This is a genomic window from Kribbella pratensis (assembly GCF_004365355.1).
Classification (GTDB): Bacteria; Actinomycetota; Actinomycetes; order Propionibacteriales; family Kribbellaceae; genus Kribbella.
In genome coordinates, this window is record NZ_SODP01000003.1 from 177,529 (window position 1) to 199,173 (window position 21,645).

The window sequence follows — 21,645 nt, forward strand, 5'->3', positions numbered from 1 at the left end:
CGGCGAGGGAAACTTGTGGGAGGACAGGGTGTTAGGCGCCTTTGCCAACGCGTTCAAGACTCCGGACCTGCGCCGGAAGATCTTGTTCGTGCTCTTCATCGTCGTGATCTTCCGGATCGGCTCGGTCGTGCCGGCCCCGGGCGTGAACGTTCAGTCGCTGCACACCTGTATCAAGATCTCGCAGGGCGGCGCGAACGCGAACCTCTACAACCTGATCAACCTGTTCTCCGGCGGTGCGCTGCTGCAGCTCGCGATCTTCGCGCTCGGCATCATGCCGTACATCACCGCCAGCATCATTCTGCAGCTGCTCACCGTGGTGATCCCGCGGCTGGAGTCGCTGAAGAAGGAGGGCCAGGCGGGACAGGCCAAGATCACCCAGTACACCCGGTTCCTGACCGTCGGTCTGGCGATCCTGCAGTCGACCGCGTTCGTGGCGCTGGCCCGGACCCCGGGCCGGCTGTTCCAGGGCTGCACCGAGCCGCTGCTGTACAAGGACGACTGGTTCACGATCAGTGTGATGGTGCTGACCATGACCGCCGGCACCGGCGTGATCATGTGGCTCGGCGAGCTGATCACCGACCGCGGCGTCGGCAACGGTATGTCGATCCTGATCTTCACCCAGATCGTCGCCACCTTCCCGACCCAGCTGTGGAGCATCCGCAAGCAGAAGGGCGTCGCCACCTTCGTCGTGGTGATCGCGATCGGGTTGGTCATCATGGCCGCGGTCATCTTCATCGAGCAGGCCCAGCGCCGGATCCCGGTGCAGTACGCCAAGCGGATGGTCGGCCGGAAGATGTTCGGCGGTACGTCGACGTACATCCCGCTGAAGGTCAACCAGGCCGGCGTCATCCCGGTGATCTTCGCGTCCAGCCTGCTGTATCTCCCCGTCCTGGTCAGTCAGTTCCAGCAAGGCAAGGGCTGGTCGAACTGGATCCAGGGCAACTTGGTCAAGGGCGACCACCCGATCTACATGGTGACGTACGTCGCCCTGATCATCTTCTTCACGTACTTCTACGTCTCGATCACCTTCAACCCGAAGGAGGTCGCCGACAACATGAAGAAGTACGGCGGCTTCATTCCGGGCATCCGGGCAGGTCGGCCGACGGAGGAATACCTCAAGTACGTGTTGGACCGCATCACGCTGCCGGGCGCGATCTACCTCGCGGCGATCTCGATGATCCCGCTGGTCGCTCTCGTCCTGCTGAACGCGAACCAGAACTTCCCCTTCGGTGGTACGTCGATCCTGATCATGGTCGGCGTCGGTCTCGACACGGTGAAGCAGATCGAGTCTCAGCTGCAGCAGCGAAACTACGAAGGGTTCCTGCGCTGATGAGAATGTTGCTGATGGGTCCGCCCGGGGCGGGCAAGGGCACGCAGGCAAAGGTGCTTGCGCAACGCCTGAATATCCCGGCCGTGTCCACCGGCGACATCTTCCGTGCGAACGTCAAGGACGAGACGCCGCTGGGCGTCGAGGCCAAGCGGTACATGGATGCCGGCGACTACGTCCCGGACGAGATCACGAACGCCATGGTGCGCGACCGGTTGTCCGAGGCCGACGCGGGCGAAGGCTTCCTGCTCGACGGGTATCCGCGGACGCTGGCCCAGGTGGGCACGCTGGACGAGATCCTGGCCGATCACGGCCACAAGCTGGATGCGGTGGTCGCGCTGGTCGCCGATACCGACGTGCTCGTCGAGCGGATGACCAAGCGGGCGCACATCGAAGGCCGGACCGACGATTCCGAAGAGGTCGTCCGGCACCGGCAGGACGTCTACACCGCCGAGACCAAGCCGCTGCTGCAGGTGTACGCCGAGCGCGGCCTGCTGGTGGAGGTCGACGGTGTCGGCGAGATCGACGAAGTGAGCGAGCGGGTGCTCGCCGCGCTGAAGACCGTCACCGAATAAGTAAGGCGAGATGTTCAGGGACCGCGGAATCGAGATCAAGACCCGCGAGCAGATTCTGGCGATGCGCAAGGCCGGCCTGGTGGTCGGCCGCACGCTGGAGCTGCTCCGCGGGGAGGTCAAGGCCGGTATCAGCACGGGTGATCTCGACGCGATCGCCGAGGACAACATCCGGTCCTCCGGCGCGATCCCGTCGTTCAAGGGGTACCACGGCTTCACCGGCTCGATCTGCGCATCGGTGAACGACGAGATCGTGCACGGCATCCCCGGCGGTCGGGTGCTGGCCGACGGGGACCTGATCTCGATCGACTGCGGCGCGATCGTGGACGGCTGGCACGGCGACGCCGCGATCACCGTCCCGGTCGGCGAGGCCGCGGACGAGCTGCTCGAGCTCGCGCGGATCTGCGAGGAGTCGATGTGGCGCGGGTTCGCCGCGGCGCGGCTCGGCGGGCGGCTGACCGATATCTCGGCGGCGATCGAGGCGCACGTCCGCGCCAATTCGTCGTACGGGATCGTCGAGGACTTCGTCGGGCACGGGATCGGCTCGGCCATGCACCAGCCGCCGAACGTGCCGAACTTCGGTCGTCCGGGCCGCGGTCCGAAGCTGGTCGAGGGGATGGCGCTGGCCGTCGAGCCGATGCTCACCCTCGGCAAGCAGGACAACCACACGCTCGAGGACGACTGGACGGTCGTCACCGACGACGGCCGGTCGGCCGCACACACCGAGCACACGTTCACTCTCACTCCGCAAGGACCGTGGGTGCTGACCGCGATCGACGGCGGCGAGACCAAGCTGGCCGAGCTCGGAATCACCTTCGGCCCCCTGGCTGATTGACGGACACCGGCGTCCACCCGTCGGGGGACGCCGAGGGGACCGGAGCTGAGGCACACTTGAGACATGCCTCAGTACCAGCCGTACCAGCGTTTCACCGAAGCCGACCGCGACAAGATCGCCGGACGGCTGCGGGATGCGTTCGCGGACGGCCGGCTGGATCAGCCCGAGTTCTCCTCCCGCCTCGACCAGCTCTACACCGTCCAGACGTATGGCGAGCTCGAGCCGCTGGTGCGGGACCTGCCGCCGGTGCGCACCTATCAGACGCCCGCGGTCGTGCAGGACAGCAAACCGGCTCCTGCCCCCGGTGACTTCCCGGAGCGGAAGCGGGACGCACGCCCGCACCGCCACGGGATCGGTGCGCTGGGTGGTGGCTTCACCGGTGTGGTGATGATCAACGTCGTGATCTGGTTCGTGATCGGGCTCGGCAACGGCGGGCACTGGCCGCACTTCTGGCCGGTCTGGCTGCTGATTCCCTGGGCGATCATCGCCCTCGGCGGCCTCGGCAGGCGCCGTTGACAGCGGCCCAGGTCACTCGCCGTCTGGCTGCCCCCCGGCTTCGGCCGGACTGGGCGTGGCAGCTGCATCAGGGGTCTGCGGTCGTCTACGTGATCTGGTTCGCGGTCGCCGTACCGCTGGCGATCGTCGGGCTGCTGCTGGAGCCGCGCTGGGTGGGCTGGTTCGTGCTGGCCTGGTTCCTGGTGCTGGTCGGGTTCACGGTGGCGCTGCGGATCGGTGACGGCCGCCGCAAGCAGTCGTGGGCCGACACAGCGCACCAGCTCGGCTGGCGGCTCAGCGCGTCGGGTGAGGAGCTGAGGGATCGTTGGCCGTTCCCACCGTTCGATGTCGATCCGGGCGCCGCGATCGTTGACGTGACCACGGGCCGGCACCGCGGCCGGGAGTTCTGGACCGGGCGGTTCCGGCACAAGGTCGGGCGACGCGAGCTCGGCTTCGATTTCCTCGACCTCCAGGTGGATCGGCCACTGCCGCCGCTGCAGGTGCTGCCCGCGGGCCTCTCGCCGGTCGCGGCGGCGAGTCTGCTGCCTTTGCCGCTCGCCATCGACGGGTTGCCGGCGCAGTACCGCCTGTTCAACGGCCGGGAGGACCACGCGATGGCGATCCTGCACCCGCGGGCGGTCGAGGCGCTGGCCGACGTACCCCCGTTCGGCTTCAGCTGCGAAGGGCGGCGGTTCGTCGCGATCCTTCCGGCGTACCGCGACGCCACCACCGCCCTGGCCCAGCTCGACGTTGCCTGCGACCTGCTGGATCTGATCCCCGAGCAGGTCTGGCGCGCCGGCGAGCAATGGGCCGCTAACCAGCAGCAGTCCTGAGTACGCCGACGAGCGCCGCCAGGTCGGCCTCGCCGTACCCGCCTGCGACCGCCTTGCGCAGCAGGTCACCCATTGGCACTACCAATGATGGGTCGACGCCTTGGGCGACAGATGCATCGATCAGATTGTCGTACGCCGCTGCCTGCATCGCGAGGTTGGAGCCTGCCGGTTCGGCCGGACCGTCGTCGAGGTCCTTGGCGATGCGGGGGAGGCTGGTGAGCATCGCGGTCAGCCAAGGGAGCAGGAAGCGGTTGGTGAACGATCCGGCCGGGAGTTGTTCGCTGCCGGCCAGCGCCAGAGCGTGGATGGCTCCCGCGAACATGCCGTACATCCCGGTCAGCAAGGCGATGTCGTGGAGCGCGGCCAGCCCGGGGTCGGTGCCGACGTACTCGGGCCGGGCCAGAGTCGCCAGGGTGTCGCGGTGTTGTTCGAACGCTGCGGCCGACCCGCTGTAGAAGATGAAGGCCGCGGAACCGCCGATCATCGCGGGCACGGCCATGATGCCCCCATCGAGGTACTCCGCTGCGTCGAGCAGCTTGGCTGTATCGCGGGCCTGGTCCGGGGTGCTGTTGGTCAGGTTGACGACTGTCTTGCCGGTGAGGTCGATGCCCTCCATCGTGCTGTGGACGGTGGCGTCGACGAGCAGGCAGATGACGACGAGCGGACTGGCGGCGACTGCCTCCGCGGCGGTCGTAGCACGGGTGGCGCCGAGGGCGTCGAGCTCGGGGGAGCGGCCGGGCGTGCGGTTCCAGACGATGGTCGGATGGCCGGCAGCCAGGAAGGCCCGGGCGAGCGCGGTCCCCATCGCCCCGAGCCCCAGGACGGTGACAGGTGGCTTCATACCGACAACCCTTGCGGTCTCGCTTTAGGATGGACAAGTACCTACTAAATAGTCAGGTACAGACGGAAAGGTAAGTATGCGCCCGTACACCTGTGGGCTGGACGCCGCCGCCGATGTGATCGGCGGGAAGTGGAAGCCGCGGATCCTCTGGGCGCTGCATCACGGGCCGATGCGGTTCGGGGAGTTGCGGCGGGAGGTGTCCGGGGTCACGGAGAAGATGCTGATCCAGCAGTTGCGGGAGCTGGAGTCGCGCGACATCGTGCATCGCGAGGTGTTTCACCAGGTGCCACCGAAGGTCGAATATTCACTCACCGAACTCGGGCGGTCACTCAACGAAGCGCTGATACCGTTGGATACCTGGGGATCGGATCATATGGTTGAGCTCGAGGCCTCGCGGATGCGCTGACGAGGTCCCGATTGGGTTTCGCCTGGGTGCGTGGCGTACACTTTTCTCTTGGCTCTTTGTAGCCATAGCCAGTCACGTCTACAGAAGTGCGAGGACATGCCCAAAAAAGAGGGAGTAATCGAACTCGAGGGCACCATCGTCGAGGCCCTGCCGAACGCGATGTTCCGTGTTGAGCTGTCCAACGGGCACAAAGTGCTCGCGCACATCAGCGGCAAGATGAGGCAGCACTACATCCGGATCCTCCCCGAGGACCGGGTCGTCGTGGAGCTGTCGCCGTACGACCTCACCCGGGGTCGCATCGTCTATCGGTACAAGTAACACCCACCAACACCTGTCGAAGAAAGTAGCTCGATGAAGGTCAATCCGAGCGTCAAGAAGATCTGCGACAAGTGCAAGGTGATCCGCCGTCACGGCCGGGTCATGGTGATCTGCGAGAACCCGCGGCACAAGCAGCGGCAGGGCTGACAAAGCTCTACGCAGTACACAGGCACTTTCGCACCACAGCGCGCACGCTCATCCGGGAGAACGTCCCGGATGTTGCCCCCGGAACAGAGGCCGGGGCCCTGCCGGTGAAAACAACTTCTCACCGAGGCGGGCGGGGACGCGGCGCGCCACCACACCTCTGCTGACGAAAGGAACACCGCCACATGGCACGCCTCGTAGGGGTCGACCTGCCGCGCGACAAGCGCATCGAGGTCGCTCTCACCTACATCTTCGGTGTAGGTCGTACTCGCGCCCTGAAGACGCTCGAAGCCACCGGTATCTCCGGTGACAAGCGCGTCCACGAACTGGGCGACGACGAGCTGGTGAAGCTCCGGGACTGGATCGAAGGCAACTACAAGATCGAAGGTGACCTCCGTCGCGAGGTGACCGCGGACATCCGCCGCAAGATCGAGATCGGGTCGTACCAGGGTCGCCGGCACCGCAGCGGCCTGCCGGTGCGTGGTCAGCGCACGCGGACCAACGCCCGTAGCCGCAAGGGTCGCCGTAAGGCGATCGCCGGCAAGAAGAAGAAGTGACCCGGATGCCTGCATACGATTCCGTCGACCAGCCCAGGAGCAACTGACCTATGCCTCCCAAGAGCCGCACCGCGGCCGGCGCGAAGAAGGTGCGCCGCAAGGAGAAGAAGAACGTGGCCGCCGGCCACGCGCACATCAAGAGCACGTTCAACAACACGATCGTGACGATCACCGACCCGACCGGCGCGGTCATCTCGTGGGCCTCCGCGGGAACCGTCGGCTTCAAGGGTTCGCGCAAGTCGACCCCGTTCGCCGCGCAGATGGCCGCCGAGGCTGCCGGACGCCGCGCGATGGAGCACGGCATGCGCAAGATCGACGTGTTCGTCAAGGGTCCCGGCTCCGGACGTGAGACCGCGATCCGTTCGCTGGGTGCCGTCGGCCTCGAGGTCGGCACCATCCAGGACGTCACCCCAGTCGCCCACAACGGATGCCGCCCGCCGAAGCGGCGCCGGGTCTGACCCCAGAGAGAGGAAGGTAGCGAACCATGGCCCGTTACACCGGACCTATGACCAAGAAGTCGCGCCGTCTCGGGGTCGACCTCGTCGGTGGCGACAAGGCGTTCGAGCGTCGTCCGTACCCGCCGGGTATGCACGGCCGCGGCCGCCCGAAGGAGAGCGAGTACCTGCTCCAGCTGCGCGAGAAGCAGAAGGCGCGTTACTCGTACGGCGTTCTCGAGAAGCAGTTCCGCCGGTACTACGAGGAGGCCTCGCGGCGCTCCGGCAAGACCGGTGACAACCTGCTGCAGATCCTCGAGTCCCGCCTGGACAACGTGGTCTACCGCTCCGGCCTGGCCCGGACCCGCCGGCAGGCCCGTCAGCTCGTCGTCCACGGTCACTTCACCGTGAACGGCGTCAAGGTGAACATCCCGTCGTACCGGGTGGCTGCGCACGACATCATCGATGTCAAGCAGAAGTCGGCCGAGACGACGCCGTTCATCGTCGCCCGCGAGACGCACGCCGAGCGCGTCGTCCCCGCGTGGCTCGAGGTGATGCCCGAGCGGCTGCGGATCCTCGTCCACCAGCTGCCGACCCGGCAGCAGATCGACACCCAGGTCGCCGAGCACCTGATCGTCGAGCTCTACTCGAAGAACTGACCGCGTGCCGGCCGGCGGCCCCAGGGCTGCCGGCCGGTCCGGTGTTTTCTTCACCCCTCGCGACCTCAAATAGTGGTCGTCGCGACAGAGAAGGAACACGAAGTTGCTTATCGCACAACGCCCCACCCTGACCGAAGAGGTCGTCGACGAGTACCGCTCGCGGTTCGTGATCGAGCCGCTGGAGCCGGGCTTCGGTTACACCCTCGGTAACTCGATCCGCCGGACCCTGCTGTCCTCCATCCCCGGCGCCGCAGTCACCAGCATCAAGATCGACGGTGTTCTGCACGAGTTCTCGACCGTTGCCGGGGTCAAGGAAGACGCCACCCAGCTGATCCTGAACCTGAAGGACCTGGTCGTCTCGTCCGAGCACGACGAGCCGGTCACCATGTACCTGCGCAAGCAGGGCCCCGGTGACGTGACCGCCGCCGACATCGCGCCGCCGGCCGGTGTCGAGGTGCACAACCCGGACCTGAAGATCGCCACCCTGAACGAGAAGGGCCGGCTCGAGATGGAGCTGGTCGTCGAGCGCGGCCGCGGTTACGTGTCCGCCGTACAGAACAAGTCCGCCGACGCCGAGATCGGCCGGATGCCGGTCGACTCGATCTACTCGCCGGTGCTCAAGGTCACCTACAAGGTCGAGGCGACCCGTGTCGAGCAGCGCACCGACTTCGACCGCCTCGTGGTCGACGTCGAGACCAAGCCGTCGATGCTGCCCCGCGACGCCGTCGCGTCGGCCGGTAAGACCCTGGTCGAGCTGTTCGGTCTGGCCCGTGAGCTGAACGTCGAGGCCGAGGGCATCGACATCGGCCCGTCCCCGGTGGACGAGCAGATGGCCGCCGACCTGGCCCTGCCGGTCGAGGACCTGCAGCTGACCGTCCGGTCGTACAACTGCCTCAAGCGCGAGGGCATCCACACCGTGGGTGAGCTGATCTCGCGCAGCGAGCAGGACCTGCTGGACATCCGGAACTTCGGCTCCAAGTCGATCGACGAGGTCAAGCTGAAGCTGGCCGAGATGGGCCTGTCGCTGAAGGACTCCCCGCCCGGGTTCGACCTCCGCGCCGCGTCCGGTGCCTACGGCAACGAGGCGGACGACGAGGACGAGAGCTTCGCCGAGACCGAGCAGTACTGAGCTGACCGAGGCCCGTCGGGCCCTACAACCCTTCGGCCCGACGGGCCTTAGATTCCTGGAGTTATGAGATGCCAACCCCCACCAAGGGTGCCCGGCTGGGCGGCAGCCCGGCGCACGAGAAGCTGATCCTCAGCAACCTCGCGACGTCGCTGTTCGAGCACGGCGCCATCACCACCACCGCGGCCAAGGCCAAGCGCCTGCAGCCGCTGGCGGAGCAGATGATCACCAAGGCGAAGCGTGGTGACCTGAACTCGCGCCGTCAGGTGATGAAGCGGATCAAGGACAAGAGCGTCGTGCACGTGCTCTTCACCGAGATCGGCGAGCGGTACGCCGACCGTTCGGGTGGCTACACCCGGATCACCAAGCTCGGTCCGCGTAAGGGCGACAACGCGCCGATGGTGAAGATCGAGCTGGTCGAGGCGCTGGCCGACTCGCCGAAGGCGAAGAAGACCGCCAAGAAGGCTCCGGCCAAGAAGGCGGCCGCTCCGCAGGCCGAGGAGAAGGTCGAGGAGAAGGTCGAGGACGCTCCCGTTCAGGACGTCGTGGCCGGCAAGTTCGACAACTCCGCCGCGCCGCTCGAGGACGGCTCCGCGCCCGAGGGCTACACCATCAAGGGCAACGAGGACTCGATGAAGTACCACACCACCGAGTCGCCGTGGTACGACCAGACGGTCGCCGAGGTCTGGTTCAAGACCGAGGCGGACGCCGAGGCCGCGGGCTTCGCCAAGGCCGGCGAGACCGAGGACGACAAGTAAGCATTCCCTCAGAGCCCCCTCACCGCACGGTGAGGGGGCTCTGTTGCGTTAGATTGCCGTGTGCGTTGGCGGATAGACCTCAGGTACGACGGAACGGGCTTCCACGGCTGGGCCCGTCAAGAGGGACTCCGTACGGTGCAGGGCACGCTGGAAGAGGCCATCCGCGTCGTACTGCGGCTGCCGGACCCGCTGACCGTGACTTGTGCCGGCCGGACCGACACAGGCGTGCACGCTCGCGGCCAGGTCACCCATGTGGACGTCGAGGGCGCTGTAGACCCGCTGAGGCTCCTGAGAGGGCTGAACGGCGTCCTGCCCGAGGATGTAGCCGTCACAGCCGTCACGGCGGCTCCAGAGGGCTTTGACGCCAGGTTCTCCGCTCTGGCCCGCCGGTATGTGTACCGCCTGTGCGACGACCCGGCCGGCTGGGACCCGCTGACCCGAGGGCATGTACTCCGGGTAGGGCGGCCGCTCGACGTGGACCGCATGAACGCTGCCGCGGCCGGTCTGCTCGGCGAGCACGACTTCGCGGCGTACTGCAAGAAGCGGGAAGGTGCCAGCACAGTGCGGGCGCTGCTGGACTTCTCGTGGCAGCGGACGGGCGTCGGCCAGCTCGAGGGCACCGTGATCGCGGATGCCTTCTGTCACTCGATGGTGCGGGCTCTGGTCGGTTCGATGATCCCGGTGGGCGACGGACGGCGGGACGTGGAGTGGCCGGGCGTCGTACTGGCGGGGAAGGTGCGTGACTCGGCGGTGTCCGTGCTCCCGCCCCACGGGTTGACGCTGGAGGAAGTGCGGTACCCGGCGGACGACGAGCTGGCCGCACGGGCGTTGCAGGCCAGGCAGGTCAGGGGGGAGGTGCATCAGCGTGGGTGACCACTTCTTCTCCGCGGACCCGCAGTCGGCGGACGTACGGCGTACCGTCGAGGCGCGGATCTGGGGGAAGCCGTATGTCTTCACGACGGCGACCGGTGTGTTCTCCCGCGACCGTCTGGACATCGGTACGGCGGTGTTGCTGCGGGAGATCGAGCCGCCGAAGCAGGCCGGCACGTTCCTCGACCTGGGCTGTGGCTACGGGCCGATCGCCTGCGCGCTGGCGCTGGAAGTCCCGAAGGCGACGGTGTGGGCGGTCGACGTGAACAGCCGGGCGCTCGAGCTGACCGGGGTGAACGCGAAGGCCGCGGGGGTTGCCGAGCGGGTGCATGCTGCGCTGCCGGACGACGTACCCGAGAACTTGCAGTTCGACCAGATCTGGTCGAACCCGGCGATCCACATCGGCAAGCCGGAGCTTCACAAGATGCTGTTGCGCTGGCTGGGACGGCTCGCGCCCGACGGCGTGGCGTGGTTCGTCGTGGGCAAGAACCTTGGCGGCGATTCGTTGCAGCGTTGGATGACCGAGCAGGGCTATCCCTGCGAGCGGATCGGCAGCGCGAAGGGCTTCCGCGTCCTTCGCGCCACCCGCTGACCAGCGCCCGTCGGCTAGCGCCCGGTGAACCGCTGGCCGGCTTTCCCGTTGTCCGTTTGAGGTCCGCGTCGTGCCGCGGGGTCCGCGCCGCCGGCCCGATCGCCGCCGGGACGCGACTGGCCGCTGGTCGCCGCGGCCACGCTCCGCAGCAACGCTTCGTCGCCGGAGATGTCTGCTTGTCTGACAGGCTGGCCGGCCTTCTCGATCGCCGAGGAGAGTTGATGACTCAGCCGTTCGCCGGCCGTGGCCCGGTTCCACGCGTGCAGCTTGGTCTGGCCGGTCCGGTCGGCCTCGGCGGCCCGTGCGACGGTGGCCTCGATGCTTCCGGCCAAGGTTTCGGTGGCTTCCGCCCAACGGTCGCGATCGACAATCGTGCCGGGCTCGCCGAGGCTGAGGGCGGCTGCTCGCTGGATGCGTTCGTTCGAAGGTGCCGTGAGCAACCTGGCCGTGATCTCGTGCGGCTCCAGGCCCTGCCTTCGTGCGGCTGCCTCGGTGAGGGTCGCCATCACCTGCGCCGTAGCGGTTCTGTCGGGTTGGGCTTGGTCCCCGGAGAAGCCAAGGGCGGTGAAGAGGCGGGTCTGCTCCTGACCGACGAAGTCCCGGCAGAGTTGGTCCTCGAAGGCCTGCCCGGCTGGATCGTTCGGCACGGCGCCAGGCGCGACCGGGTTGCACAGGCGGGCGGCCTGGGTTGCGACGACGTCGACAGCGTCCCTCAGCTCCGGAGACGGTGGTTGGGTCGCGTCGGCGTTCGCGAGGACGTCGATCACTTTCTCCTGATCGAAGGTCAGCGAGCGATCGGTCCCGGCGTACCCGAGCGCGCCGTCAGGCAGACCAGAGGTGTGCAGCGCGCCGTTCCAGTAGTCGGTGTTGAGCTTGAGCTGGAGCACCTGCGCATCACTGTCGCGCCCCTGGCCGACCGAGGCTCGGCCCAGGGCGAGATCCGTCTGTACGACGGACATCAGGCTCGCGACCTGTTGGTAGCCAGGCTGCTCAGTGTCGATCGCATCCCTTGCCTGGGCGCAGTGCTGGAGCAGCGACGTGGCCGCCTGTCGCCCGAAGCGCTCGGCGCCCGGATCGAGCTGGCGACCGGGCTCGCCGCACTGCTGGAAGATGTCGTCGAGTTCGTTCCTCAGGTTTGCCTTCAGCCGGTCCACGTGGTCCTGCGGCGGAGTGCGCGACGAGCCGTCCGGCAGCCGACGCTGCAGCGGGTCGTTCTCCACAACGGCGTCGGCCAGCGCCTCGAAACGTTGTGCCGGCGGGGTCCGCACCAGCATGTCCTCGAGTTCGCCTGGCTGCATCCCGAGATGGTTGCCGAGCCTCTCGGTGAGTGTGCGCGTCGCGGTCTCCAAGTACGGCTGCCGCCCCTGGACGTCGCGGATCTCCGGGAAGGCGCCATCGATCCGCGAGCCGTCGATCACCTTCGGGACGACGACGGCGTCGCGGAGACCGGAGTCCAGTGCCTGCAACCCAGGTGTCGTCGCGGGCTCAGGCGGGTCCACCTTCTCGAGGTAGACGGTGATGAAATCGTCCAGCGCCTGCCTGACGTTCTCTGCTTCCTCACGCGTCGGCTCGTATTGGCCGAGGTAGTGCGCGTCGAACATGCGATGGCCGGAAACTCCGATCCAGTACGCCGTCCGCGCGCCCAGCACGATCGAGCCGTCGGGGCGTACGGCGTTCCGGTTGTCCTCCCAGTCCGATCGGGCGTACAGGTCGAACGTGTCGTACCGCGTGTGCCCGAGGGCGACGGTGAGCTGGTACGCCCAGTCGAAGGCCTGCTGGTCGGCACGGCTGAAGCGGCCGTCGATCTTCTGGTACCCGTCCGGCATGCTGCAGCCCTTCCTCCTCGGCGGAACAACCGCGCCAGACTAGCGACGGAACGGGTGATGAACAGCTGGCGTCAAGCACCGATTGGGTTACGCTGCGGACCGTCCGGCGGCAGGAGTCAGGGTCCCGCTGCAACGAACGCGCCCCCGGCGCCGTCCTGGAGGTATGGAGGCAGCCTTGGTGGCAGCGGAGGCACGGACAGGGCCGCTCGACTTCGAGGTGTGGGTCAGCGAGAAGGCGGACGCCCTGCTGCGGTTCGCCTATGTCCTGACCGGCGACGCCAACCTGGCCGAGGACGCCGTACAGGACGCCCTGACGACCGCGTGTGCGCGCTGGGGGCGGGTGAGCCGGGCCGACGATCCTGAGGCGTACGTGAAGCGGATGGTGGTGAATGCGCACATCTCCTGGTGGCGCAAGTTCCGTCGCCGTGAGGCGCCCGCCGCGGACCCGGTGCGGACTGCGCGAGCCGTTTCCGACGGTACGGCGGCACGCGCCGAGTCCGAGGCGATCTGGGCGCTGTGCGCGACGCTGCCGGACAAACAGCGAGCAGCCGTCGTACTGCGGTTCTACGAAGAGCTGTCGTACGCCGAGATCGCGCAGCTGCTGCACTGCGCGGAGGCGACCGCCCGGTCGCATGTCCATCGCGCACTGGCTGCACTGAAGACCACGCTGAGTACTGAGAGCACGGAAGGAGCCGAGGATGCCTGAGCACGACCCTGAGCAGGAGCTCGGCCCCAAGCTCACGTCTGCCCTGCACAACCAGGCCGCCGGACAGAGCGACCTGCAGACGACCGGACTGGCCCGGGAGGCCCGTCGACGTGTGCGCCGCCGTCGTCAGACGTGGTCGGTGGCAGCAGGCGCCGTACTGGTTGCTGCTGCGATCGGAGGTGTGTGGAGCTTTGCCGGGGGAGAATCGCCCGTTGCCACCAGCAACAGCGACTCCAGCGGTGACAGCAAGGCTGCGGCTCCGAACACGGCACCAGGCGTCGCGCCTTCCGCAGAGGCGGTGGGATGCCCGGTCGACCACCCGATCCTGAAGGCTCCCGGTCCGGACGCTGTGCCGCCCGGCACCGGGCTCGACCTGAACACGATGGTGACCGGGCTCCGTGCCTGCCGCTACGGCCTCGCCGAGGGCGGGACCGGACTGCTCGGCCAGGAGTCGTTCAACGCCGCGACCGCGCAGCAGGTGGTGAACGAGATCAAGGTGCTGCCGGAGCGGAACGCCAAGCTCCCGGTGTTCAAGTGCGCGCCGCAGGTCTCCAAGCCGTCCGAGGCCATCGTGCTCCGCTTCGACACCGCGGCCGGTATCCGCGAGATCTGGGTCTGGTACGACGGCTGTGAGTCAGCCGGGTTCTTCACCGGCACGCACACCTACGGCCTGTTCTCGGCCCCGCTCAAGCTGTTCATGACCGGCTCGGTCCGCCCGTCCGGCGGCACGTACCTCGAAGCCCTCAAGGACTGGTAACTCATTCGACCCCGCGCTGTGACTTGCGGGTCGAGGTGATGGGCCGCACGTTGTCCCGCTCACCGGCGTTGGCACCGGACTCGGTGCTGGTGTGCTTGCCCGGCGCGGTGTGCGACCACAGGAACTGCTGCAGTTGGGCGATCTCCTGGTCGCGCTCGCTCGGGTAGATCTGTTGGCGCAGGCCCTCGTAGTACGCCTCTTCGCGACCGGCGACGGGTTGCTGCGCGGGCCACCCCCGATCGGCCCAGATCTGCCGGATTCCTTCCTCGCGGTCGAGAAACGTCTCGCGCAGTGAGTCAGGCAGCGCGGGCGGCTCGACGCCGGGGTGCTTCGCGTGCCAGGAGTCGTAGTGGGCCTTGATGTCCTCGAGATTCAGGTCGAACTCGGTCTCGGTCAGCTCAGCGGCGTCGTGTCCCCAGGTCAACTTCGAGCCCTGGTGGGTCAGTCGGCTGCACTCGGTCATGGTCAGGCCGCTGAGCCCGCGCCGTAGTGGTCCGGTCAGGTCCTGGCGTAGCTGGTCCCGGTGCGCCTCGGGCACGCGGTCGCCGAGTTGCGTGTCGATCACCCGGTCGGCGATCGCGTTGAACCGCTGCGAACGATCCGTGCTCTCGAGCAGGTCGCGGAGCTCGTCGGGCCCCAACCCGGTGGGTCTGCTGAGCGAGTACATCAGCCGGTCCGTGGCCGTCGTGTACGCCGGGAAGGCGGGGAAGCTGTCCAGCGGCAGATCTTGCTCGGTCAGGCTCTCGGCGATCCGGCCGCCGTACGTTCCGGTGAATCGGTCGGCGAGTGCGTTCTCGAGGGCGATGTCTTCGAGCGACCCGATCGGTGACGCGCCGGGGCCGGTGTCGTCACCCAACCCGGACAGCGAGGCGCGTGCCTGGAACACGGCCATCCTCGTCGCAGCCCCGGCCGCGTACCGCTCCTCGTGGCTGAGCGAATGGCCCTCGATGTAACCAGGACGGGCCGGGTCGAGGATGTGCTCGCGGCTGATCGTCATACTGCCGTCGGAGTCGTAGAGGCCGCTGATCGGTCCGGGCTGCTCGTACAGCTTCCCGTTCCAGTGCGAGGGCCGGCCGGCGTACTCCGCCGTCTTGGCGACGACCGACGCGAACCAGTCGTACTCCCAGGTGCCCGGGAGGATCTCCGGACCGCGCTCGAGGAGTTCGTTCATCTGCGCTCCTCGGCGATCAGTTGTGCGATCGAGCTGTTCACCAGCAGTACGGCGGACCGCTCGTCCGGATCGGCCTGCGGCACCAGGTCGCCGATCCGCTGCAGTGTCTGCTGCAGTACGGCGATCCGCCCCTGCCCGGTGGCAGTCGACAACACTGCTTCGGCGTACAGCCGCTGCGCCTCACGATATGCGTCCATCGGCGCTGATCATTCCTCGTCGGAGGGTCGCCTACCGAGCCGCTCCGCCACCGGAACGGAACCTGTCCACGCGCCACGCCGGAGGCGCCGCCGCCGCGGTCCCCGATGCCGCTGCACCTCCACCGGCAGCTGCGCCCGCGCCGCGGTCCGACTGGCTGCCGTTGTCCAGGAACTGCCGCAGGTGTGCGGTTTCCAGCCCGTCGGCCGGCTGCCGGTACTGCTGCTCGAGCGTGCCGAGGGTGCGTTCGAGATTGCGGATCGCGCGGGCGGAGAATTCCCGTCCCAGACCGTCGAGCGCCAACGGGTCCCGGTACGGCGACTCGTACTTGTGCAGTCCGGCGAGCTCCTGACGCAGTGGCCGGCTGAGACTCTTCCTGACCTGCGCCATGTGCGCCGGCGGCATCAGCCCGGCCAGACGGGTGGCGATGACCAGGTCGGCCATCGTGTTGTAGCGCTGCAGTCGCGGTGTCTGCTCGATGGCCGACAGGACGTCGTCGCGTGGCAGACCGGTGATTCTGTGCAGCCCGGTCAGTACCCCATCGACCCCTGCCTGGAAGCCGGGATACAGCGAGCCACTGAAGGCGCCGATGGAGCCGGGAATCGCCTGGTCCATCTGGATGTCCTGCATGATCAGACCGGTGAGGCTGGTCGCCTTCACCTCCGCGAGGCCTTCGCTGAGTGCTTCGTCCTCAGGGCTCAGCTCTTGAATCGCGTCCGGCGCCGAGTCGTCGCCCAGCTCGGCCTGGTGGTGGTCGGTCTCGTGCACGATCACGGCCACGCCGAGGCGGGCTCTCCGGCGGCCGTCGTGGCTGAGTGTCGCCGGTGCGTCGTACGCGCGCATCACCGGGTTGAGGATCTCCGCGCGGCTGACCGACATCGGTCCGTTCGGAACTGCGGCCGCGAGTACGCCGGTCCGGTCCTCGTACAGCCGGCGGTTCCAGGACGACGGGCGACCGGTCCGGCCTACGACCGCCTCGACGACGTACCGCACCCATTCGTACTCACGGGTGCCGGGCAGGATCTCCGGGCCGAGGGCGATGGTTGCCACGCGCGTCACGATAACTGTTCGCATGGGGCGTGCCGGAGCGGTCAGACTGGGGGGATGGGTCACGTGGATGTCGGCGGTGTGGGGTACGAGTTGCCGGACGGGCGGGTGTTGCTGGACGACATCACGTTCCGGGTCGGGGACGGTGCGAAGGTCGCACTGGTCGGTGCGAACGGCTCCGGCAAGACCACGCTGACCCGGATCATCGCGGGCGACCTGAAGGCCCACAGCGGCAGCATCTCCCGGTCGGGCGGGCTGGGCGTGATGCGGCAGTTCGTCGGCTCGGTGCGCGACTCGTCGACCGTCCGGGACCTGCTGCTGGCCGTTGCGCCGGAGCGGATCCAGCAGGCCGCGGCCAAGCTGGACAAGGCCGAGCTGGCGATGATGGAGGACGACACCGAGAAGACCCAGCTCAAATACGCGCAGGCCGTGTCGGACTGGGGCGAGGTCGGCGGGTACGACGCCGAGGTGTTGTGGGACGTGTGTACGACGGCAGCACTCGGCGTACCGTTCGACCGCTGTCGCTGGCGTGAGGTGAAGACGCTGTCCGGCGGCGAGCAGAAGCGCCTGGTGCTGGAGGCGCTGCTGCGCGGGCCGGACGAGGTACTGATCCTGGACGAGCCGGACAACTACCTCGACGTACCCGGGAAGCGCTGGCTCGAGGAGCAGCTGCGTAGTAGTGACAAGACCGTGCTCTACATCAGCCACGACCGGGAGCTGCTGGCCAACACCGCTACCCGGATCGTCACGGTCGAGCTGGGTGCCGCGGGCAACACCGCGTGGACGCACGGTGGCGGCTTCGCGACGTACCACGAAGCGCGGCGGCACCGGTTCGAGCGGTTCGAGGAGCTGCGCAAGCGGTGGGACGAGGAGCACGCGAAGCTCCGGGCGCAGATGCTGATGTACAAGCAGAAGGCGGCGTACAACTCCGACATGGCGTCGCGCTACCGCGCGTCCCAGACCCGGCTGCGCAAGTTCGAGGAGGCTGGGCCGCCACAGGCGTTGCCGCGCGAGCAGAAGGTCAGCATGCGCCTCACCGGCGGCCGCACCGGCAAGCGGGCCGTCGTGTGCACCCAGCTCGAGCTGACCGGTCTGATGAAGCCGTTCGACCTGGAGGTCTGGTACGGCGAACGTGTTGCCGTGCTGGGATCGAACGGGTCCGGCAAGTCCCACTTCCTGCGGCTGCTGGCCAATGGTGGTTCGGATCCGGATGTGGAGCACCAGCCGGTCGGTGAGGTGAAGATCGCTCCGGTGGCGCACACCGGCAACGCGAAGCTCGGTGCACGCGTACGGCCCGGTTGGTTCGCGCAGACGCATGAGCACCCGGAGTTGATGGGCCGGACGTTGCTGGAGATCCTGCACCGCGGTGACGACCACCGTGAGGGCATGGGGCGTGAGCTGGCGTCACGCAAGCTGGACCGGTACGAGCTGGCGCATGCGGCCGAGCAGACCTTCGACAGTCTGTCCGGTGGGCAGCAGGCCCGGTTCCAGATCCTGCTGCTCGAGCTGTCGGGCGCAACGCTGCTCCTGCTCGACGAGCCCACCGACAACCTGGACGTCGAGTCCGCGGAGGCACTGGAGGACGGTCTGGACGCCTTCGACGGCACAGTGCTCGCCGTGACCCACGACCGCTGGTTCGCCAGGGGCTTCGACCGCTACCTCGTCTTCGGCGCCGACGGCTCCGTCTACGAACCCGACGAACCAGTCTGGGACGAAGGCCGCGTAGAGCGCGCACGCTGACCCTTAGAGTTCTCCCACACCGTGGAGGGGGAACTCCGATGACAGCCGATGTGGCCGCTCGCTGGGCCGGCACCGTTGTCCCGAGCTGGATCTACCGCTGGCTGATGCCCACAGGCTGGGTCGCTGCCATCGTGGTGTCGGTCGCGTCCGACACCGGTCGGTGCTCGGTCGAGGACCCCACGGTGTGCGGGCCGGACCGGACCTTCTCACTGGCGTTGATCGCCTGCTTCGCGGCGCTTGTGCTGCTCTGGTGGCAGCCGGTCCTGGCAGCGGCAGCCGGCTTGCTGTTCCTGGTTATCGAGCTCCGGTACGACGATGTGGCAGGCGCGCGCACCGCCTGGACGGTGTACGGCGCGGCGTGCACCGCTCTGCTCGTCTGGCTCGTTGTCAGTCGTCTGAGGCAACGATCCGTGGCAGCCGGTGTGCCGCGGCGAGAGGTGCGGGTTCCGGCGGCCGCACGGATCGGTGTGACCACCAGGCTCCTCGTAGCCGGGGCTCTGGTGCTCGTGGGCGTCGGTGCGCTCGGTCTGATGCGGTGGCAGGACCAGCGCGAGGAGACCCACCTGCGCCGCGCTGTCGAGCAGACAGCCGTTGTGAAGAGCCAGACCGACGACGGGGACCTCGTCCTCCAGCTGCCTGACGGTCGCCACCACACCGTGACCATGCTGGACGACTATGCCGTCGGCGACAGCATCCCGGTCCTCGTCGACCCCGCCGACAGCGGCTGGCTCCGGCCGCGCGCAGAGCTCGCCGACTACACCTACTGGTACACGATCGCGGGCGGTGCCTGGGTGTTGGCGATCCTGTTCGTACTGCGCGACGTACGCCTCCGCCGGGCCCGCCCCCGCAGGGCCTGGACGGGGCAAGGCCTTCCGGTCCGCATCGAGCCGGACTCCTCCGGCGCCTTCGCGGTCCGATCGGCGGATGGTGCGGTCCTGCTGGGCTTCCTGAACACCGAACTGGACGACGACGAGGGCGATGCGCGGCTGTTCGACGCTTTCGACGCGTTGGACGAGGAGGAGAACGAGGCGCCGGCCAAGCTGAAGAGGGAGTGGGAGGAGACCCTTCGGCGGTACCGGGGCGAGGCGTTGCTGCTAGGAGACCTGGCTGAGGGCAGTTGGCCGTCGCTGCTGCTCGGTGAGCAGGTCCTCCGGCCGATAGGTCCGTTCCGGGCGCCGCGCCGGATGCCATGGCAGACCGAGTCAGTGGACGGACTGCCTCAGGATCGCGTCACTCGAGCAACCAAGGGCGTGCCGTTGGAGCCGACCCAGGAGTTGCCGACCCTGCCCTGGGAGGTGCCTCTGGAGACCAAGCCGTGGTGGGACCGCCCAGGGCTCGTCGCCGTACTGGTGCTGGCACCTGTCGTGATCGGGGCCCTAGCGGTGTGGGGCGAGTGGTTCCTGGCGATTGTGGGGACTCTGATCGCCGGGCAGATGGTTCACTTTGTCGGCGTACGGACGTTCTACCGGGTGACGGCCACCGCGACTGACCTGTGGATTCGCAGCGGCTGGTTCGAGAGGCGCGTGCCCTGGCGGTCCGTCGAGACGGTGGAGGTCGACGAGGACCGGCTGAACCTCGAGAGTGGGGACGACTGGCACGCTGTGGGCGGCATCGAGAAGAAGCAGGTAGCCCGCGTGGCCGCGGTGTTCGAGACGCTGCGGGTGCGGTCTCGCACGGGTCTGCCGGTGGAGGCCGTCGGTCGTCGTGTCGCGCACTGTCTGGTGATCGATGTCGTCTTCCTGACCGTCTGCGCACTGATCCTCGTGCTCGCGCGCTGGAACTCGTTCTAGGGCGCGAGGCACCAGCCGTCGCGGTAGGCGGTCCAGTTGGCTTCGGTGGCGGTGAAGTCGACGTACAGAGCCAGTCCGAAGTTCTGGCGGGTTGAGTTGCCGAGGCCGAGGCGGGCGCCGCGGACTGCTGCGGTGACCGTTTCGGCGTGGCCCCAGTGGGACGGGTTGCTCTCCCAGTACGCCGGGAGGCCCATGAGGAGGACCGTGTTCGGGGGAGTGACCTCTAGCGCCAGCTCGGTCTGCTTGGCGACGTACCCGCCGTACAAGGACTCCAGCGGCATCGCGGTGTCGTAGGACATGACGGCGATCTCGTCGACGCGGCTCGCCACCTTGGCGAAGTACTCCTGCGACCACCACTTGTCGATCGGGATTGCGTGCAGGTACCAGAGTGGGTCGATCTGCGCCGCTGCGACCGAGAGGGTGGTGCCGAGTGCGCGTGTCTCGTCCAGCACGGCCAGGTAGCCCGTCGAGCCGGAGCGGACCGGCTCGAAGTCGTAGTGGATGCCCTGGAAGCCCTGTGCCAGCACGGCTTTCGCCGATGCGACCACCTGCTGGCGGACAGCCGGATCGTCGAGGTTCATGCCAGGGTTCTTGCCCGGTTGTACGACGTCGCCGAGCCAGGCCTGCACGCGTACGACGGGGGCCGCCGCGTGCATCGCGTCGACGAACCAGCTCGCCTTCGGCGAAACCTTTGCCAACGGCAACGAACCGTCGTGCTCGAGCGGACCGGTGTGTACGTACACATCGCGGATTCCGGTGCTTTGCAGGCGCTGCGCCAGTGCGGTCACGTCGGCGGTGGTCTTCCGGCCGTCGACCCAGGCGTGTCCGAGCCAGAGCGCGTCGTGGTTGCGAGTGCGCGCCCCGGCCGACGGCTCACCGGCGTACTGCAAGCGAAGTGAGGCCGCGTAGGTACCGAGGGGAGCGATCATCAGGACGACGACAGCGAGCGCGGCCGAGACGAGGATTCGGCGGGCGCGGGACCACGAGCGCCAGCGGCGTCTCACGAACGCGGCGCCAGGCCGTCGTAGATCAGGGCGAGCATCCGGTCGCGGACCGGTGGCTCGAGTTTGGCCGCGGTCGCGCCGCGGGACGCGCCGATCATCAGCGCGTACACCTCGGCCATCTCCGCGTCCGATCGCACGGCACCGGCCCGTTGCGCCGCGGTAAGTAGGCCGTTGAATGCCTCCCGCATGCCGCGGCCGGCAGCTCGTGCTTCCTCGCCGGCAGCTGCGCCGGCCGCGGTCAGCGCCTCGCCGATCGCCAGCTTCGACGCCGATTCGGACACGACCTGCGTGAAGAACTCGAAGAACGCCTTGCCCGGATCGTCGCTGCCGGCCAGTTCGAGCGCGCGGTCCCGCAGGCGCTCGAGCCGCAACGTCAGCACGGCCTCGAGCAGTTCGGTCTTGGTGGGGAAGTGCCGGAACACGGTGGCGATGCCGACCCCCGCCAGTCGCGCGACATCGTCGGTGGACGCGCTCGGCGATCGCCCGAAGACATCGTCCGCCGCGGTCATGATCCTGGCTCGGTTGTCGCGCGCGTCTGCTCGCACCCCAGCTCCCCTTCGTCGCCCTCAGCCCAAGAGACGCTGCGAACCGGCTCAGGGTTGTAAACGAAGTCGTTACTCCATATATTCGAAGTCATCACTC

The 21,645-nt window shown here is 67.8% G+C and carries 26 protein-coding genes; 19 read left to right on the top strand and 7 right to left on the bottom strand.

Annotation, left to right across the window (positions count from 1 at the left end; translation table 11 throughout):
* Positions 1–28 precede the first annotated feature (28 nt).
* The 5 genes from secY to EV653_RS28590 all read left to right on the top strand — a co-directional run bounded on the left by secY (position 29) and on the right by EV653_RS28590 (position 4,062).
* Complete coding sequence (gene secY / locus EV653_RS28570) at positions 29–1,330, top strand: preprotein translocase subunit SecY (protein ID WP_134107199.1); 1,302 nt, start codon at positions 29–31, stop codon at positions 1,328–1,330.
* Positions 1,330–1,902 carry an adenylate kinase gene (locus EV653_RS28575; protein ID WP_202871881.1) on the top strand — a complete coding sequence of 191 codons (573 nt, stop codon included), beginning with the start codon at positions 1,330–1,332 and terminating at the stop codon, positions 1,900–1,902. The genes secY and EV653_RS28575 overlap by 1 nt, the downstream gene beginning before the upstream one ends.
* Before the next feature lie 10 nt (positions 1,903–1,912).
* Positions 1,913–2,734: a type I methionyl aminopeptidase gene (map, locus tag EV653_RS28580; protein WP_134107201.1), complete on the top strand. Its 822-nt coding sequence runs from the start codon at positions 1,913–1,915 to the stop codon at positions 2,732–2,734.
* Positions 2,735–2,797: 63 nt separating this feature from the next.
* The gene (locus EV653_RS28585) at positions 2,798–3,250 is read left to right on the top strand and encodes a DUF1707 SHOCT-like domain-containing protein (RefSeq protein WP_134107203.1); all 453 of its coding nucleotides are present in this window, start codon (positions 2,798–2,800) and stop codon (positions 3,248–3,250) included.
* Positions 3,251–3,339: 89 nt separating this feature from the next.
* Positions 3,340–4,062 carry a hypothetical protein gene (locus tag EV653_RS28590; protein ID WP_238160442.1) on the top strand — a complete coding sequence of 241 codons (723 nt, stop codon included), beginning with the start codon at positions 3,340–3,342 and terminating at the stop codon, positions 4,060–4,062.
* Here EV653_RS28590 and EV653_RS28595 read toward each other — a convergent pair.
* Positions 4,043–4,903 (bottom strand): NAD(P)-dependent oxidoreductase, encoded by an 861-nt coding sequence (locus EV653_RS28595; protein ID WP_134107204.1) that lies wholly within the window; start codon positions 4,901–4,903, stop codon positions 4,043–4,045. The two genes, EV653_RS28590 and EV653_RS28595, sit on opposite strands and share 20 nt — an antisense overlap.
* Positions 4,904–4,979: 76 nt before the next feature.
* On the opposite strand from EV653_RS28595, the gene EV653_RS28600 reads away from it, so the two are divergent.
* From EV653_RS28600 to EV653_RS28645, 10 genes are all read left to right on the top strand, one after another.
* Positions 4,980–5,309: a winged helix-turn-helix transcriptional regulator gene (locus tag EV653_RS28600; RefSeq protein ID WP_134107205.1), complete on the top strand. Its 330-nt coding sequence runs from the start codon at positions 4,980–4,982 to the stop codon at positions 5,307–5,309.
* A 96-nt stretch (positions 5,310–5,405) separates the two neighbouring features.
* Entirely contained in the window at positions 5,406–5,627 is a 222-nt protein-coding gene (infA, locus tag EV653_RS28605) for a translation initiation factor IF-1 (RefSeq protein WP_012923661.1), read from the top strand.
* A 33-nt stretch (positions 5,628–5,660) separates the two neighbouring features.
* Positions 5,661–5,774, top strand: a complete 114-nt coding sequence (rpmJ, locus tag EV653_RS28610; RefSeq protein WP_008361054.1) for a 50S ribosomal protein L36 — start codon at positions 5,661–5,663, stop codon at positions 5,772–5,774.
* A gap of 182 nt (positions 5,775–5,956) precedes the next feature.
* Positions 5,957–6,328 (top strand): 30S ribosomal protein S13, encoded by a 372-nt coding sequence (gene rpsM / locus EV653_RS28615; RefSeq protein ID WP_130441462.1) that lies wholly within the window; start codon positions 5,957–5,959, stop codon positions 6,326–6,328.
* Between the two features lie 50 nt (positions 6,329–6,378).
* The gene (gene rpsK / locus EV653_RS28620) at positions 6,379–6,786 is read left to right on the top strand and encodes a 30S ribosomal protein S11 (RefSeq protein WP_131286332.1); all 408 of its coding nucleotides are present in this window, start codon (positions 6,379–6,381) and stop codon (positions 6,784–6,786) included.
* Between the two features lie 26 nt (positions 6,787–6,812).
* On the top strand, positions 6,813–7,421 hold the full coding sequence (gene rpsD, locus EV653_RS28625) for a 30S ribosomal protein S4 (RefSeq protein WP_134107206.1): 609 nt from the start codon (positions 6,813–6,815) through the stop codon (positions 7,419–7,421).
* Between the two features lie 103 nt (positions 7,422–7,524).
* The gene (locus tag EV653_RS28630) at positions 7,525–8,550 is read left to right on the top strand and encodes a DNA-directed RNA polymerase subunit alpha (protein ID WP_130384620.1); all 1,026 of its coding nucleotides are present in this window, start codon (positions 7,525–7,527) and stop codon (positions 8,548–8,550) included.
* Positions 8,551–8,618: 68 nt separating this feature from the next.
* A complete protein-coding gene (gene rplQ, locus EV653_RS42760; RefSeq protein WP_134107207.1) occupies positions 8,619–9,305 on the top strand; it encodes a 50S ribosomal protein L17, sunset domain variant in 687 nt (228 codons plus the stop codon).
* Between the two features lie 60 nt (positions 9,306–9,365).
* A complete protein-coding gene (truA, locus tag EV653_RS28640) occupies positions 9,366–10,178 on the top strand; it encodes a tRNA pseudouridine(38-40) synthase TruA (RefSeq protein ID WP_134107208.1) in 813 nt (270 codons plus the stop codon).
* Positions 10,171–10,767, top strand: a complete 597-nt coding sequence (locus tag EV653_RS28645) for a class I SAM-dependent methyltransferase (protein WP_134107209.1) — start codon at positions 10,171–10,173, stop codon at positions 10,765–10,767. The genes truA and EV653_RS28645 overlap by 8 nt, the downstream gene beginning before the upstream one ends.
* A gap of 14 nt (positions 10,768–10,781) precedes the next feature.
* Here the strand turns inward: EV653_RS28645 and EV653_RS28650 are convergent, their stop codons facing one another.
* Positions 10,782–12,593 (bottom strand): hypothetical protein, encoded by a 1,812-nt coding sequence (locus EV653_RS28650; protein WP_134107210.1) that lies wholly within the window; start codon positions 12,591–12,593, stop codon positions 10,782–10,784.
* A gap of 163 nt (positions 12,594–12,756) precedes the next feature.
* Between EV653_RS28650 and EV653_RS28655 the strand changes: the two genes are divergently transcribed.
* Both EV653_RS28655 and EV653_RS28660 read left to right on the top strand, forming a co-directional pair.
* Positions 12,757–13,299, top strand: a complete 543-nt coding sequence (locus tag EV653_RS28655) for an RNA polymerase sigma factor (RefSeq protein ID WP_134107211.1) — start codon at positions 12,757–12,759, stop codon at positions 13,297–13,299.
* A complete protein-coding gene (locus EV653_RS28660; protein ID WP_134107212.1) occupies positions 13,292–14,056 on the top strand; it encodes a hypothetical protein in 765 nt (254 codons plus the stop codon). The genes EV653_RS28655 and EV653_RS28660 overlap by 8 nt, the downstream gene beginning before the upstream one ends.
* Before the next feature lies 1 nt (position 14,057).
* On the opposite strand, the gene EV653_RS28665 is transcribed toward EV653_RS28660, so the two are convergent.
* Genes EV653_RS28665 through EV653_RS28675 form a run of 3 tightly spaced genes read right to left on the bottom strand, consistent with a single transcriptional unit; the run spans position 14,058 to position 16,472 of the window.
* The gene (locus EV653_RS28665; protein WP_134107214.1) at positions 14,058–15,227 is read right to left on the bottom strand and encodes a hypothetical protein; all 1,170 of its coding nucleotides are present in this window, start codon (positions 15,225–15,227) and stop codon (positions 14,058–14,060) included.
* Entirely contained in the window at positions 15,224–15,424 is a 201-nt protein-coding gene (locus EV653_RS28670; protein WP_134107216.1) for a hypothetical protein, read from the bottom strand. The genes EV653_RS28665 and EV653_RS28670 overlap by 4 nt, the downstream gene beginning before the upstream one ends.
* 31 nt (positions 15,425–15,455) lie before the next feature.
* The gene (locus EV653_RS28675) at positions 15,456–16,472 is read right to left on the bottom strand and encodes a hypothetical protein (protein ID WP_134107218.1); all 1,017 of its coding nucleotides are present in this window, start codon (positions 16,470–16,472) and stop codon (positions 15,456–15,458) included.
* 54 nt (positions 16,473–16,526) lie between these two features.
* On the opposite strand from EV653_RS28675, the gene EV653_RS28680 reads away from it, so the two are divergent.
* Together EV653_RS28680 and EV653_RS28685 are read left to right on the top strand one after the other, a co-directional pair.
* Complete coding sequence (locus EV653_RS28680; RefSeq protein ID WP_134107220.1) at positions 16,527–18,209, top strand: ABC-F family ATP-binding cassette domain-containing protein; 1,683 nt, start codon at positions 16,527–16,529, stop codon at positions 18,207–18,209.
* Positions 18,210–18,247: 38 nt separating this feature from the next.
* A complete protein-coding gene (locus EV653_RS28685; protein ID WP_134107222.1) occupies positions 18,248–19,999 on the top strand; it encodes a hypothetical protein in 1,752 nt (583 codons plus the stop codon).
* Here the strand turns inward: EV653_RS28685 and EV653_RS28690 are convergent.
* Complete coding sequence (locus EV653_RS28690) at positions 19,996–21,003, bottom strand: hypothetical protein (RefSeq protein ID WP_238160445.1); 1,008 nt, start codon at positions 21,001–21,003, stop codon at positions 19,996–19,998. The two genes, EV653_RS28685 and EV653_RS28690, sit on opposite strands and share 4 nt — an antisense overlap.
* The gene (locus tag EV653_RS28695; RefSeq protein ID WP_238160453.1) at positions 21,000–21,548 is read right to left on the bottom strand and encodes a TetR/AcrR family transcriptional regulator; all 549 of its coding nucleotides are present in this window, start codon (positions 21,546–21,548) and stop codon (positions 21,000–21,002) included. Before EV653_RS28695 ends, EV653_RS28690 begins: the two co-directional genes overlap by 4 nt.
* Positions 21,549–21,645: the final 97 nt, after the last annotated feature.

Bases quoted from the DNA above. Each gene is read 5' to 3' on its own strand.
- rpsM (WP_130441462.1), top strand. From the start codon at position 5,957: ATGGCACGCCTCGTAGGGGTCGACCTGCCGCGCGACAAGCGCATCGAG.
- EV653_RS28665 (WP_134107214.1), bottom strand. From the start codon at position 15,227: ATGAACGAACTCCTCGAGCGCGGTCCGGAGATCCTCCCGGGCACCTGG.
- EV653_RS28595 (WP_134107204.1), bottom strand. From the start codon at position 4,903: ATGAAGCCACCTGTCACCGTCCTGGGGCTCGGGGCGATGGGGACCGCG.
- EV653_RS28680 (WP_134107220.1), top strand. From the start codon at position 16,527: ATGGGTCACGTGGATGTCGGCGGTGTGGGGTACGAGTTGCCGGACGGG.
- EV653_RS28585 (WP_134107203.1), top strand. From the start codon at position 2,798: ATGCCTCAGTACCAGCCGTACCAGCGTTTCACCGAAGCCGACCGCGAC.
- rpsD (WP_134107206.1), top strand. From the start codon at position 6,813: ATGGCCCGTTACACCGGACCTATGACCAAGAAGTCGCGCCGTCTCGGG.
- rpmJ (WP_008361054.1), top strand. From the start codon at position 5,661: ATGAAGGTCAATCCGAGCGTCAAGAAGATCTGCGACAAGTGCAAGGTG.
- EV653_RS28575 (WP_202871881.1), top strand. From the start codon at position 1,330: ATGAGAATGTTGCTGATGGGTCCGCCCGGGGCGGGCAAGGGCACGCAG.
- rpsK (WP_131286332.1), top strand. From the start codon at position 6,379: ATGCCTCCCAAGAGCCGCACCGCGGCCGGCGCGAAGAAGGTGCGCCGC.
- EV653_RS28600 (WP_134107205.1), top strand. From the start codon at position 4,980: ATGCGCCCGTACACCTGTGGGCTGGACGCCGCCGCCGATGTGATCGGC.
- EV653_RS28670 (WP_134107216.1), bottom strand. From the start codon at position 15,424: ATGGACGCATATCGTGAGGCGCAGCGGCTGTACGCCGAAGCAGTGTTG.
- EV653_RS28655 (WP_134107211.1), top strand. From the start codon at position 12,757: ATGGAGGCAGCCTTGGTGGCAGCGGAGGCACGGACAGGGCCGCTCGAC.
- rplQ (WP_134107207.1), top strand. From the start codon at position 8,619: ATGCCAACCCCCACCAAGGGTGCCCGGCTGGGCGGCAGCCCGGCGCAC.
- map (WP_134107201.1), top strand. From the start codon at position 1,913: ATGTTCAGGGACCGCGGAATCGAGATCAAGACCCGCGAGCAGATTCTG.
- EV653_RS28650 (WP_134107210.1), bottom strand. From the start codon at position 12,593: ATGCCGGACGGGTACCAGAAGATCGACGGCCGCTTCAGCCGTGCCGAC.
- EV653_RS28685 (WP_134107222.1), top strand. From the start codon at position 18,248: ATGACAGCCGATGTGGCCGCTCGCTGGGCCGGCACCGTTGTCCCGAGC.
- infA (WP_012923661.1), top strand. From the start codon at position 5,406: ATGCCCAAAAAAGAGGGAGTAATCGAACTCGAGGGCACCATCGTCGAG.
- EV653_RS28660 (WP_134107212.1), top strand. From the start codon at position 13,292: ATGCCTGAGCACGACCCTGAGCAGGAGCTCGGCCCCAAGCTCACGTCT.